The sequence below is a fragment of the Octadecabacter temperatus genome, assembly GCF_001187845.1.
Classification (GTDB): Bacteria; Pseudomonadota; Alphaproteobacteria; order Rhodobacterales; family Rhodobacteraceae; genus Octadecabacter; species Octadecabacter temperatus.
In genome coordinates, this window is sequence record NZ_CP012160.1 from 3,071,437 (window position 1) to 3,084,984 (window position 13,548).

13 protein-coding genes are annotated in these 13,548 nt (G+C 51.6%); 5 read left to right on the plus strand and 8 right to left on the minus strand.

Annotated features, from left to right (window positions below; all coding sequences use genetic code 11):
* Positions 1-194: 194 nt before the first annotated feature.
* Together hpf and OSB_RS15455 are read left to right on the plus strand one after the other, a co-directional pair.
* The gene (hpf, locus tag OSB_RS15450) at positions 195-770 is read left to right on the plus strand and encodes a ribosome hibernation-promoting factor, HPF/YfiA family (protein WP_049835827.1); all 576 of its coding nucleotides are present in this window, start codon (positions 195-197) and stop codon (positions 768-770) included.
* Positions 771-800: 30 nt separating this feature from the next.
* Positions 801-1,265: a PTS sugar transporter subunit IIA gene (locus tag OSB_RS15455; protein ID WP_049835828.1), complete on the plus strand. Its 465-nt coding sequence runs from the start codon at positions 801-803 to the stop codon at positions 1,263-1,265.
* Here OSB_RS15455 and OSB_RS15460 read toward each other — a convergent pair.
* The 7 genes from OSB_RS15460 to cysQ all read right to left on the minus strand — a co-directional run bounded on the left by OSB_RS15460 (position 1,262) and on the right by cysQ (position 9,220).
* Positions 1,262-2,683 (minus strand): sulfotransferase family 2 domain-containing protein, encoded by a 1,422-nt coding sequence (locus tag OSB_RS15460; RefSeq protein ID WP_049835829.1) that lies wholly within the window; start codon positions 2,681-2,683, stop codon positions 1,262-1,264. The two genes, OSB_RS15455 and OSB_RS15460, sit on opposite strands and share 4 nt — an antisense overlap.
* A 3-nt stretch (positions 2,684-2,686) precedes the next feature.
* A complete protein-coding gene (locus tag OSB_RS15465) occupies positions 2,687-4,381 on the minus strand; it encodes a DUF5927 domain-containing protein (RefSeq protein ID WP_049835830.1) in 1,695 nt (564 codons plus the stop codon).
* Positions 4,378-5,388, minus strand: a complete 1,011-nt coding sequence (locus OSB_RS15470) for a glycosyltransferase family 2 protein (RefSeq protein WP_049835831.1) — start codon at positions 5,386-5,388, stop codon at positions 4,378-4,380. The genes OSB_RS15465 and OSB_RS15470 overlap by 4 nt, the downstream gene beginning before the upstream one ends.
* Positions 5,389-5,538: 150 nt before the next feature.
* Complete coding sequence (locus OSB_RS15475; protein WP_049835832.1) at positions 5,539-6,603, minus strand: glycosyltransferase family 2 protein; 1,065 nt, start codon at positions 6,601-6,603, stop codon at positions 5,539-5,541.
* A gap of 12 nt (positions 6,604-6,615) precedes the next feature.
* Positions 6,616-7,509: a UTP--glucose-1-phosphate uridylyltransferase GalU gene (galU, locus tag OSB_RS15480; RefSeq protein ID WP_049835833.1), complete on the minus strand. Its 894-nt coding sequence runs from the start codon at positions 7,507-7,509 to the stop codon at positions 6,616-6,618.
* 113 nt (positions 7,510-7,622) lie between these two features.
* Positions 7,623-8,423, minus strand: coding sequence for a 3-deoxy-manno-octulosonate cytidylyltransferase (locus tag OSB_RS15485; protein ID WP_049835834.1), 801 nt, complete (start codon positions 8,421-8,423; stop codon positions 7,623-7,625).
* Positions 8,423-9,220 (minus strand): 3'(2'),5'-bisphosphate nucleotidase CysQ, encoded by a 798-nt coding sequence (gene cysQ / locus OSB_RS15490; protein WP_049835835.1) that lies wholly within the window; start codon positions 9,218-9,220, stop codon positions 8,423-8,425. Before cysQ ends, OSB_RS15485 begins: the two co-directional genes overlap by 1 nt.
* A gap of 145 nt (positions 9,221-9,365) precedes the next feature.
* Here cysQ and OSB_RS15495 point away from each other — a divergent pair, with 145 nt between their 5' ends.
* Positions 9,366-10,187 carry an ABC transporter permease gene (locus OSB_RS15495; protein ID WP_049835836.1) on the plus strand — a complete coding sequence of 274 codons (822 nt, stop codon included), beginning with the start codon at positions 9,366-9,368 and terminating at the stop codon, positions 10,185-10,187.
* The gene (locus tag OSB_RS15500) at positions 10,184-10,780 is read left to right on the plus strand and encodes an SH3 domain-containing protein (RefSeq protein ID WP_049835837.1); all 597 of its coding nucleotides are present in this window, start codon (positions 10,184-10,186) and stop codon (positions 10,778-10,780) included. Before OSB_RS15495 ends, OSB_RS15500 begins: the two co-directional genes overlap by 4 nt.
* A gap of 34 nt (positions 10,781-10,814) precedes the next feature.
* Here OSB_RS15500 and OSB_RS15505 read toward each other — a convergent pair whose 3' ends face one another.
* Entirely contained in the window at positions 10,815-11,429 is a 615-nt protein-coding gene (locus tag OSB_RS15505) for an alpha-ketoglutarate-dependent dioxygenase AlkB family protein (RefSeq protein ID WP_049836211.1), read from the minus strand.
* A 168-nt stretch (positions 11,430-11,597) separates the two neighbouring features.
* Between OSB_RS15505 and dnaK the strand changes: the two genes are divergently transcribed.
* Entirely contained in the window at positions 11,598-13,499 is a 1,902-nt protein-coding gene (gene dnaK, locus OSB_RS15510) for a molecular chaperone DnaK (RefSeq protein WP_049835838.1), read from the plus strand.
* Positions 13,500-13,548: the final 49 nt, after the last annotated feature.

Sequence of the window (13,548 nt, forward strand, 5' to 3'; positions counted from 1 at the left end):
ACACTTGCCTCATTTCGTCGCCAACTGGGGGAGATGACAGAACAGGTAACCAATGTAATCTGGACTTCGCCTTTAGGGCGCCAGCTACATTCAACCCGTTCACTGCCATCATCCCCGACAATTCCCGCGTAGTTTAACGAAACCTTGATCGTTCTGACGCCCGAATTGCCTGTAACGCTCAAAAAGGAGACGAGATGCGCTATCAGATCACAGGAAAGCAAATCGACATTGGTGAAGCCCTTCAAACACACGTTAAAACTGAACTGGGGGGTATGGTCAGCAAGTATGCAGGCCGTCCTACAGACGCCAACATCGTATTTTCCAAAAGCGGGCACGAATATGTCTGCGAGACTGAAGTCCATCTTTCCACGGGTCTAACGGCGCAGGCCAAGGGTCATGCCACTGAAATCTATGCAGCTTTTGACAGCGCCTCTGAAAAGATGGAAAAACAACTACGGCGGTACAAACGCCGCCTAAAGGACCACCACAAGGAACGTTCACAACCCGTTGAACTTTCTGACGCTGGGTCCTATATCCTCGCTTCGAATAGTGAGTCGGAAGAGCAAGAACCCGAAGGTGTTAGCTCCATGATTGTGGCCGAGATGGAGACGAAAATCCCATCAATCTCCGTCGGAGAAGCGGTCATGCAAATGGAAATCGCAAACGCACCGGTCTTGGTTTTCCGAAATGAAGGACATAGCGGAATCAACGTCGTCTACCGCCGTGAAGACGGAAACATCGGTTGGATCGACCCGCGTAATACCAGCTAGATCGGGCGAAACCCCGACGGGAAGTGCGTAATGCCGATTGCAGACATTCTACCGGCTTCGGGAATCAAAGTTATTGCTGCTGTTAGCAGCAAGAAACGTTTGTTTCACGACCTTGGCGATATGGCAGATGCTTGTTTCGGGATGGACCAAACTGTTGTTATCGACGCCCTTCTTGAACGCGAAAACCTTGGCCCAACCGGTGTGGGCCAAGGCATTGCGCTTCCCCATGCCCGCTTACCGGGACTATCGCAGGTCTGCGGTCTTTTCTTGCGGCTTAAAAAGCCACTCGATTTTGATTCAGTGGACCGCCAGCCCGTCGATTTGGTCTTTGCCCTTTTCGCGCCTGAAGAAGCCGGTGTTTCCCACCTCAAGGCTTTGGCGTTGGTTTCGCGTACACTGCGTGACGAAGGCATTTGCGCAAAACTGCGTGCGAATGAAGACCCGTCAACAATCTACACGATTCTAACCGAAGCCAGCGCCGCATACGCGGCCTAGGCGTAGGGTCCATATCCGAACGCGATATAGTCTCGCTGGTAAACCTCATACACGGCGGATTCTACGTCATCGTCATATATGCCATTCAACATGTCTGCATGTTGGTCCGTCTGCTCGGGAATAGCTGGCATTGTGGTTTTACCGACTTGTGATGCCAAAATTGCGAGATCTTCTTCAAGCCGGTCTTCCCGTAGAATCAAATCTGGGGACGCGTATTCAGCAAACCCTTGCAGCGCCTGAGACTGCGTCGCCCAGTGCGCATCAACACGCATTGCCGTTTGCCCACCAAGATTTGACTTGATGAATTTCAGGTAAGCTAGGAACGCTTCGCGATGCTCAGACATTCCATATGACGGATCAGGGTAAGTTGCCGGAATTGGCAGTTTGAACTGATTTCGCAGCACGTTCCTGATCTCGGTATAGCTGCCTTTTTCAGTCGACAAAATCTTACTACAGAACGCTGCGTGAGCCCGTGCAACTGGGTGACGTACGACGGCAAAACATCGATGCCCAAGAGCGTCGCGTTTCCACTGACGTAGTGATTTTTGTGTAAATTTTGAAATCAGATCTTTCGGCTGCCCGTCGTCCAACCCGGCCAACCAGTTCTTGATCGCATCGATCGGGCCGGATTTAATCGGCAAGAACATCAAAGGGGAACTAGGCGCCGCAATATAGCTTGGAACAGCGGGGCCGCGGCGTGGCTCGAAATTTGGTGTACGGTTGAGGTTGAACCGATCAAGCCGCGCTACGGCTGCTTCCATCTCAGCGAAGTTGTCTACCTTGTCCGACAAAGGCTTGGGGTTTTGCTTCTTTAAAGATTTATCCAGCGCTTCGAGCCGTTCATCAACGCCAAGATAGGCCGCTATCCCGTTCATGACTTCGACATCTTGAAGGTCTTCATAGGCAACATAAAACGCCGTCTGCCCAGACTTCTGTAAGGTGTTCAGCAACTGAACCTGAAACGCTTGCAGCTTAGCTATGTGCTCTCTGAACTCATCGGCGTTGAACGAGATTGTATCTTCGCGCAGCCGCTTTACGTCAGTCAATTTCCACTGTCCCGTCGACTGTGCGATCTTCCAGCTAACGTAGCTTTCGATGGGGTTACGCGTCAGAATGACCTTGGCGCATTTCCTGTCAGCCATAATGGGGTCAAGCACCCGTGGATCGTGGTCATTAAAATAGCGAAACCCATTAAGACCGTCGGCCGCTTTAACCTTCGTCAGAATTTGAAGGGGGTCTTCGTTTCGTTCTTCCAGTGAAACATCCAACGCTTTTGTACCATTTGGATAGCCAACAAAACTCGGGTTGTAGGCCTCACCGTGACACGCCAATCCGTCAAACGCATTGATGTTAGATTCCAAGAAATTCGAACCGGTACGCATTTCTGCGAAAACTACAAAGTAATCAAACTGCGTCATACTCTACCGTACTAAATAGGGTTTTCGCCGCGTCGGGCGTTCGTTGACGGGTACATTATCGGTTGGGAAGTCACCCATCAGATAGGGGTGCATGCCTTGGTTTTTCAGGTTTTGTAGAAACTGGCCAAATCCAGACAGGTCGACCATTTTAGGCGCTTCTGTCACACGGCGTAGGTTCTTTGCACCCATTTCGTCGAGCACTGTTTGCAACGCTTCCATCGGTGTTTCGATGAAATCCGCCAACGTCCATATCCGGATTCGTGCTTTAGCCCAAGGCGAACGAAGCGCATTCAAGTGCTCGCTTTCTAAGCGCTGCAACTCCGCTGCATCCGCCCGAATATCCGAGAAATTTCGGTTCGATTGGAACAGCGGGATCGCCCAAGCACCCGAGATTACAGAAATCTGTGCGTTCGGATCCTTTGCCAAATCCCAGCTGACATGTTGACTGTCGTTCGGCCCAAACTGGAAGCACTGGCGTTCGCCACGTGTGTTCCAAATCAGGTTTACAAGAAACAACTGCGCGTGGTGGTCGCGCAGCTTTGCATTATCGCAAAGTGCACCGCTAAACGTTGTCTGACGCCCTTCAAATTCGACACCCTCTTTTGCATAGAGATGTCCATGAACGCGTGTGCCAGTCATTCGTGCTAACCATGGTTCAAAATCTTCAAACAGCTCCGAGAAACCTTCGAAAACCGAATAAGGCGATGACGTAAAACCGTTCTCATGGCCGGGTCGCGGCAAGCGACTTTGCATGAACAGGCCTGCACGCCCACGCGTCCTGCGTTCAACTGCCTTTGAAAAGATACGGTCGATCTTTCCCGGGTTGGGCTCAGCGCCCTTAAGCGGGTTTTCTTCGTTCAGGAAGTTATCATAAAGCGCATTCGCTTCCGGCCAAATCTTACGCGCAACAAAGCAATCAGATCGCCGCAACAATTGTAGATGATCATCATAAAAGATGTGTGGCTTTCCCTGATAGTCAAACTTGGAAAGCGTCAAAGAGCGGCTTTCAATGCTTTGGGAATAAAGCCGAACGAGCGTTTGGAAATAACTCTCATCAGGAATCCAAACACGTCGAAAATACGTGTCGTAGACGTTACGATCCGGATCTTCCAGAATGGCCGACAACGTTTGGCGGGTAAGACACCACCACTGTGAACCCATGTGTGGAACGACCCCTTCAGGAACCCGTCGGTACATTTTGAAGCGGCGTTGAAATTCAACGTAGCGGTCAAAGAGGAACCTGTTTTTGCGCCAAGAAAACGGGAAGCGAAGCGTGAAACGTTCAAAATCGAGGCCGCCTTGCGTCCACGGCACGTCCGCTGTCGTAGCGCTTTCGATAAAGTCAGTGCGTGGACGTTTAGCGAGATAAGCCTGCAAATCCTTAATAGGACGCAGTGGTAGGCATGACCCGGAAGCCAAGTAGACGTGACGCACATCAGGAAACTTGGCCAACATCATAGTGGACGCGGATTGGGACGCCGCTACGATTCCCCATGTTCCCCACTCACAACGATGTCGCTTGGAGAATAGAACGTCCGGCACATCCTTTAGGTTTCTGACGAAGTCATCATAAGCCTCACGTTTCACATTTTTATCGACGTGAATAACAACAGGGCAGCCACCAGCTGACCAGTGGCGCACCACTTGTTCCGCGCGGTCAAACGCATTGTGGACCAACATGACGACACCAACACTCATGCCCAGTTGCCTTTCGACATGAGGCCGAGAATCTCAAGCTGGCGCCAGTTGATGTACTTTTCAGACCACTTGCACCACAGGTCTGGGTGTTGGGCGATCCCCTCTGAGTAGGCCTTATATTCCTGCGAACCTGCGTAGTGCTGACCACGCGCCAGTTCTTCCTGCGCCTTCGCACCAAAGGTATCCAAGAACTTGGCGTGAAGCAGAATGCCGGACGCTTTTTCGCCGCCCCATTCATCGTAAATCAGGTTCAAACCACGCGGCAAAATCATGTGTGTAGAGCTAACGTAGGCGTATTCCTTGCTCCATTTCACAAGCGGCGTTTTGTTCAGAGCGGGTGCGCGCCAAGGCTCTTCTTTGAAAAACATGCGCGCGCGTGGGCCGCCTTGAATCCAGAGATTATAGAACAGGTTGTTTTTCGAAATAGTGTAATTTCCGCTATCGAACCAAGACGCGATTTCCATCGGGTTTTGGCCGCGATTGTACGGCACCGCATCAAGGCGACCTTTTGGGTACATATCGAGCAACATTGCACCAAAGCTGCGAATGTCGGATGCATCCAGCCAATCTGTCAGGGCACGAATTGGGCGCGTATCGCAGAATGGGTAAATGAAAAACTCATCCGGATCGACCACTAACGACCAGTGACCATCCGCATATTTACGTTGAAGATGGTTCAGCCAATCGACACCAAATCGCGACTTTCGATAGCTTCCGCTTGCCTTCCAGACGGACACATCCGGCTGGCTCGCCGCATACTCGCCGCCGCCATCGTCACTGTCGTTGTCGACCATAAAGAAATGATCGACCCCTAAGTCACGGTAATATTTGAAGAAGTATGGAAGCCTAATGTCTTCGTTTCTGAACGTAGAGAATACGAAAATGTCGTTCGGTTTTATCTGGCTGGTCCGATCTTTAACCACTGACAGCTCACGACTTTTGCGCCGGGCACGCAGGTGCCAGCGCTTTCGCTGAAGGCGAAGCCGATATGATGTCCAGGCGCCCAAGTTGGTCCTTCCCGTCTTGCCAGCAAAGTCTATCAACTTCGCTAGTGCCTTATGGTTAACACACCATTGAAAATACGAGCAAATACTGCCCACTGTTTCCATGCAATAAACAAAGAACAGGATTCGGCAACCTTTCGAAAAGGTGATGCTTTATCCCCACGTTCCTCTCGTCATCAGCCCAAGCGTTTCAAGCTGAGTTGTATCTTTGTACTCCACTGATTTTTCGAACCAAAGATCTGGGTCGTCGACCAATGCCCCGTAGTAGGGTTGATATAGGTCGCTATTTTCGAAGTGCTGCCCGCGCTCCAGTTCTTCAGCGGATTTCTCACCGATATTGGGCAAAAACTTGGTGTGTAGCAGTACACCAGAAACTTTTGCGCGCTCACCCAAGTCAAACACATCGTTCAATCGTCTAGGAAGTATCTGGTGGGTAGATGTCACGTAGGCATACCCTTTGCGCCATTTCACCAATGGCGTCTTGTTCAATGTCGGAGATCGCTCGGGCTGGCTGCCAAAAAACACACGATCGCGCACGCCCCCCTGAATCCACAGGTTCCCGAAAACAGGGTGTAGCTTGGCCCGGTAGTTCCCCGCATCAAACCACGACACTGTTTGGATCGGGTCATCACCGGCTGAGTACTGCGCCTGCGCGACCGGACCTTTGGGATACATATCCAACATCAACGCACCAAACGCGTCATGCCCATTCGCTTCAAGGTGCTTCGTCAATGCATCCAACCCGCTCGTATCGCTGTCTGGATAAACCAGCAACTCATCCGCATCGACCGTAAGGCACCAGCGCCCAGAGCCGAACTTGATTTGCAGGCATGTAAGCCAATCGACACCAAACCGAGAATCTTTGTAGCTGTTCGGCGTCACCCAAACAGAAACATCGGACTGCTTTGCGAGGTAGTCCGACGTGCCATCATCGCTTGCATTGTCCACGATCAGGAAATGCGCAACGCCCAAGGCACGGTAATGTCCCAACCAATGTTCAATGCGCATCATTTCATTGCGCATCGTCGCGAAAACCAAAACTCCGACCTCAGGAATGTCGTGAACTGACAGTCGAGTTAGTTCACGCCGCCGCCGCAATGACCGCAACAAGAGCCGCCGCCGTTTCCACCGCATCCGATAAGAAAACCAAGCATCCGAAAACACGCTAGATTTCTTTTGTTCTCCGGGGTTGTCGTCTTGCGGAATGAAGGGGAACATCAACCAATACCGCTACTGCGCTGCCTGCTGCATCGACATCATTTCGCGTAGGTATGCCCCGAACTCTTCACCTAGATCTGGCCTCGCCATTCCAAAAGCAACAGTTGCCTGCAAGAAGCCGGCTTTTGAACCGCAATCAAAACGCTGTCCGCGGAAACGGTACCCGAATACATCGCGGCCCTCGCGCAATTCGGCATCAATCGCATCAGTTAGCTGCACTTCACCACCTGATCCAGTTTTGATCTTGTTCAAGTTCTGCATGATTTTCGGCGTCAGAATATATCGACCGATCACAGCCAAGTTTGAAGGCGCTTCCTCAATTGGCGGTTTCTCGACGAGACCTTTCACCGACACCATTGACCCGAAGTCTTCTTTGACGTCGATAACGCCGTAGGACGATGCCTTTTCTTCAGGCACTTCCATAGCAGCAACCATGCAGCCACCGGTTTCTTCATGCGCTTCAACCATTTGCTGAAGACATGGTTTTTCAGCCGCGATCACGTCATCGGGAAGGATGACAGCAAAAGGTTCGTTGCCCACCAGTCGGCGTGCGCACCAAACAGCGTGACCGAGTCCAAGCGCCTTGTGCTGGCGGATATAGGCGATTGCGCCGCTGTCCATGTTGGTTGCCTTAAGCATGTCCAACATTTCGGTTTTGCCCTTCTTGCGAAGCGTGCTTTCAAGCTCAGGAGCAATGTCAAAATAGTCCTCAAGCGCGGACTTGCCGCGCGAAGTGACAAAGATGAACTCTTTAATGCCCGCAGCGCGCGCTTCATCAATTGCGTATTGGATCAACGGGCGATCCACGAGCGTCATAATTTCTTTAGGAACAGCCTTTGTTGCAGGCAGGAATCGTGTCCCCAAACCAGCCACTGGAAAGATTGCCTTCGTCACACGTTTTTTCATGTTGTACCTATTGTTGCCCTTTGCGGGTCCTGCTTTCCCCTAGGCTAACACTAAAACGCTGGCCAACAAATAACCAAACCGTGGATCAAATGGGGAAAGTTCAACGATTTTGATCAGTTGTGGCCCATTTCAGACAGCATGGCCTCAATTTTGGATACATCCTCTGGGTTATTTAGCTCCCAAAATTGACGACCACGTGCTTCAACTTCGACACACAGCATATGTGCGCCGCGTTCAAGAAAACGCAGCTGCTCCAAACCTTCTAGATGCTCAAGCGGACCAGACGCCCAGCGCGGATACGCGGCCAATGCAGAAGGGCGATAGGCATATACACCAACATGATGGAAAACAGGTGTCTCATCGTCGTCGCAATAAGCCATACCAGTGTAAGGGATGACTTCTTTTGAGAAGAACAACGCATTGTGGTCGGCGCCAAACACAGCAGTTGTGCCACCTACACGACCTTCGCGGCGATCATCTAGCAAACCATTCAGCGCACGTCCGTCACACCGCAACACAGGCGTTGCGACTTCGGCGACAGGGTGTGCGGTCAACCCAGCAACTAAGTCTTCGATAAACCATGCGGGCGTTAGCGGGGCATCGCCCTGCAAGTTCACAACGATTTCGTAACCACCGCCCAAGGTATCTAAGGCTTCTGCGCAACGCTCTGTTCCGTTTTGGCACTCTGTTGAAGTCATCACGACCTCCGCGCCAAACGCCTCGGCCGCGTCTTTAATGCGCTCATCATCCGTTGCGACAACGACGCGGTCGACGCCTGTCACGTTTTGGGCGGCCTCCCAAGATCGCTGGATCAAACTTTTGGCGTCTCCACTTGCACCACGCAGTTCTACCAGTGGCTTACCTGGGTAGCGCGTAGACGCGAAGCGAGCCGGAATGACGACAAGAACGCCCATTAAGGTAGCTTCAAATCAATGCCGGGTGCGTAGGCAATAAAAAATGGGTTTGCGAAGTCATCTTTGCCGTAAGTAAGCGTTGTATGATCGTCAAAACGAACAACGTGGCCACCGGCACCTGTCAGGACCGCATGCCCAGCTGCAGTATCCCATTCCATAGTGCGACCAACGCGAGGATAAATGTCCGCCTCGCCTGTCGCAACAAGACAGAACTTCAACGAAGAGCCTGCGCTCTTCATGTCATTCACGGCATATTTGTTGATGTAGTCATCCGTTGCTTGATCGCGGTGCGATTTGGATGCGACAACCATCAAACCCGTATTGTCTGGCGTGCTTACAGAAATTGGAATGGTTGTTCCGACTGTGGCTTTGTCCAGATCACCAACCTCTTCGACAGATGCGCCAGCAGCGTTCGTGTAAAACAAGCGACCTTTTGCAGGTGCATAGACAACACCACGCTGCGGTGCGCCGTCTTCGACATAGGCGATGTTTACGGTGAAATCGCCGCGGCGATGAATGAACTCTTTGGTGCCATCAAGCGGATCAACGATCAGAAACGTATTCGCAGTGACCGTATGGCTGTCGGCTTGTTCTTCAGTTACGAGCGCAACATCAGGGAACGCTGCGCGTAAACCAGCTGAAATATGCGCATCAGCCGCTTCGTCTGCCGCCGTTACCGGGCTGTCGTCGCATTTGGATTTCACTTCGAAATCATCGGCACCATAGATTTCCATGATAATATCGCCAGCTTCCAGCGATAGGCGCCGCATTACTTCTGTTAACTTGTCAAAATCCATCACACTGCTCCAGTTTATCTACGATCACGGCTCTTTTTATTGATCCGCGAAATTTGGGCCTTTATGCTACCGTGCTAAGGGATCGGCAAGATTTTCGTGCCAATAACGGCACTCAACCGCGTAAGCGACAACTGGCAGGCACAAAATGTTCGAAGCAAGACGCAACTTGAGCCGCTCGCGCTCCGCATTTTCAATGCTGGAGCTGATCTATCATTCCATCGTGCGCGATGTCCGTAAGGAACACCGTAATGCGCTGATCGGTCTGTTAATGAACATGCTTCAGACCGTGATTTTTGTCGGCGTTTTCTACTTCATGTTCTCTGTCCTAGGGCTAAAGGGCACCGCAATCCGTGGCGATTTCTTGTTGTACATAATGTCCGGGATTTTCCTGTTCATGACACACAATAAGGCGATGGGCGCTGTTCTTGGAGCCGAAGGCCCGGCGTCTGCGATGATGAAGCATGCACCGATGAACACAATCGTTGCGATCGTGTCTTCGGCGTTGGCGGCGCTTTATACTCAGTTTCTTTCGATGGCCGTCGTGTTGTACTTGTACCACGTGATGTTTGGCCCGATCACAATCCTTGATCCTGTTAGCGCGACGGGGATGATTATTCTGGCTTGGTTCACTGGCGCAGCCGTTGGTGTCGTCTTTCTAGCATTGAAACCTTGGTTCCCAGGTTTCGTACAGATAGCATCGTCGATTTATTCACGTGCGAACATGATCGCTTCAGGCAAGATGTTTGTGGCCAATTCGCTCCCTAGTACATTGCTTGCAATGTTCGATTGGAACCCGCTGTTTCATTGCATTGATCAGGCTCGCGGCTTTGTTTTTCTCAATTACAACCCTCATTACAGCTCCATCAGCTACCCTCTACAAGTCGCGATTATCTTGATTATGGTTGGATTGATGCTTGAGTTTTTCACCCGTAAACACGCATCCGTCAGCTGGGAGGCTGCACGTTGATCTTTTTAATAGGCGTCATTTTTTTCGCGCTGTACGGCTTTGCGCTAGACGCACAAACATTGCCTTCGCTTTATGAAGTCGAAGGTGTCCCGAGTGGCGACTTTCTGAACGTACGGGAGGGTCCAAGCCTCAACACCGGCATTGTCGAAGTGATCAGCAATTCAAATCGCGTCGAAGTGATCAGGGTGCAAGGAAATTGGGGTCTAATTGGCCTAGGGGAAATATCGGGCTGGGCATCGATGCGCTTTCTTACAGTGGTCCCGCTAGCGGAAAACGAAATTCGTTTGCCATTGGCGTGTTATGGCGCTGAGCCTTTTTGGAACATCACCGTTGAGCAAAGCAACGCAAACTACGCGACGCCTGAAAACCTATCCCGTCCAATGACGGTACAAAGAAGTTCATCTGCCACAAATGGATTTACTTTCCTTCTCAGCGAAGAAGGGGCCCCGCTTACCCACACCCTCGTTGCCAGAGCGAACACTTGCTCTGACGGCATGAGTGATCGGGCTTTCGGGATTTCCGCCCTATTGCATATGCAAACAGATGAGGGAAACTACGTACATCAGGGCTGCTGCACCTTCCAAACTGAATAGCATTGCACATTGTCCTCCTGCCTTAGGGCGAACTCTAAGTCACGACGCGCAAGGTCAAATTTATCCTTCCACCACCGTTCAGCAACGACGATGACCCAGCGCGGGTTTTATCAATCCCGTGATACACAAGACGCGCATCGCCACCCATGACCACAACATCTCCGGAGTTAAGCCAAATAGATTCCGTTTTGCCCCCGCGGGTAAGATTGCCGACCCGGAATAGCCCCTCGTCGCCCAAAGATACTGAAACGACAGGTTCACGAAACTCCGCCTCGTCACGGTCCTGATGCATCCCCATTCTTGCCGCGTCTCGATAAAGGTTTATCAAGCAACATTCTGGCACCCGATCCGAACCTGAAACCTTCTCCCAAATATTAAGGACGGACGACGGAATAGCTGGCCATACCTTCCCGTTTGGGTGGGTCTCAGAGTATCGGTATCCGGAACGATCCGACACCCAACCAAACCGCCCGGCGCTCGTCATTTGCACAGACATTGGCTTGCCATAGGGCGTCATGGGCGAAAACAGCGGCGCGGCGACGACAATCGCGCGAATATCTTGCAAAATTTTCTCTTGTGCAGGGCGATCAAGCAGCCCCTGCCAGACCTGAACACCCCTTAAAACCGCAGTTGGACGAGAATTATTCATCTGTTCACCATTTTTGCGCATTACCCAGTGTTACATAGCTTGCAGGCTGTATTTGCCACACCTATATACACTGCGATCCGAATGGGCCTCCCCATTCAACCTACAACCATAGATGCCGGTGCCAAAACGGGCCTGCATCGCTCCAATCGCCTGAAAGGGATTTGAAACATGGCAAAAGTAATTGGTATTGACCTCGGGACTACAAACTCCTGTGTCGCAATCATGGACGGCTCGCAGCCACGCGTTATCGAAAACGCCGAAGGCGCGCGTACTACTCCATCTATCGTAGCATTCACCGACGACGAACGCCTCGTCGGTCAGCCGGCGAAACGTCAGGCTGTTACGAACCCAGAAAACACAATCTTCGGCATCAAGCGCCTCGTTGGTCGTCGCAACGACGACAAGCACCTTGCCAAAGACAAAAAGAACCTTCCGTTTAACGTCATTGATGGCGGCAACGGTGACGCATGGGTCGAAGCCAAGGGTGAGAAGTACTCCCCTGCGCAGATCTCTGCTGTGATCCTACAAAAAATGAAAGAAACTGCTGAGTCTTACCTTAGCGAAGAAGTAACCCAGGCCGTCATCACGGTTCCTGCTTACTTCAACGACGCCCAGCGTCAGGCGACTAAAGACGCCGGTAAGATTGCTGGCCTCGAAGTGCTGCGCATCATCAACGAGCCGACAGCGGCTGCTTTGGCGTACGGCCTCGACAAAAAAGAAACACAGACAATCGCGGTTTATGACCTTGGTGGTGGTACATTCGATGTAACGATCCTCGAAATCGACGACGGCTTGTTCGAAGTAAAATCAACCAACGGTGACACGTTCCTTGGTGGTGAAGACTTTGACATGCGCATCGTCAATTACCTTGCCGAAGAGTTCAAAAAGTCTAACGGCGTTGACCTCAAGAAAGACAAGATGGCGCTTCAGCGCCTGAAGGAAGCTGCGGAAAAGGCGAAGATCGAACTTTCCTCTGCATCCCAGACTGAAATCAACCAGCCATTTATTTCCATGGGTCCAGACGGTTCCCCATTGCACATGGTCATGAAACTGACCCGTGCGAAGTTGGAATCCCTTGTTGGTGATCTGATCAAGTCTTCCATGAAACCATGTGCTGCTGCGTTGAAAGATGCAGGCCTGACAACAAACGACATCGACGAAGTTGTTCTGGTTGGTGGTATGACACGCATGCCAAAGGTCATCGAAGAAGTAACGAAGTTCTTCGGTAAGGAACCACATAAGGGTGTGAACCCTGATGAGGTTGTTGCGATGGGTGCTGCTATTCAGGCTGGTGTTCTTCAAGGTGACGTTAAAGACGTTGTTCTTCTCGACGTGACACCGCTGTCCTTGGGCATCGAAACACTCGGCGGCGTGTTCACACGCTTGATCGACCGTAACACGACGATCCCAACAAAGAAGTCTCAGGTGTTCTCTACTGCCGAAGACAACCAAAATGCTGTGACGATCCGTGTGTTCCAAGGTGAACGCGAGATGGCTGCCGACAACAAGATGCTCGGTCAGTTCAACCTCGAGAGCATCCCACCAGCACCACGTGGCATGCCACAGATCGAAGTGACATTTGATATCGACGCCAACGGCATCGTATCTGTTGCGGCATCCGATAAGGGCACCGGCAAAGAGCAGAAGATCACGATCCAAGCTTCTGGTGGTCTGTCCGATGAAGACATCGAACAAATGGTTCGCGACGCGGAAGACAACGCTGAAGCGGATAAAGACCGTAAGGAACTGGTCGAAGCCAAAAACCAAGCGGAAAGCCTGGTCCACTCGACTGAGAAGTCCATGGAAGAGCATGCCGACAAAGTTGACCCAACCACAATCGAAGCCATTGAGCTGGCAATTGCTGCGCTCAAGGACGATTTGGAAGGTGAAGACGCTGGCAAGATCAAGTCCGGTATCCAGAACGTTACTGAATCTGCGATGAAACTGGGTGAGGCGATCTATAAGTCTGCTCAGGAAGAAGCTGGCGAAGCCGAGCCTGAAGCAGCTGCGGCCGACGAAGATATCGTCGACGCAGACTTCGAAGACCTCGACGACGACCAGCGCGGATAAACTCTGGTGAACTTTGCAGGACCGGTCCTAATCGGGCCGGTCCTCTGCT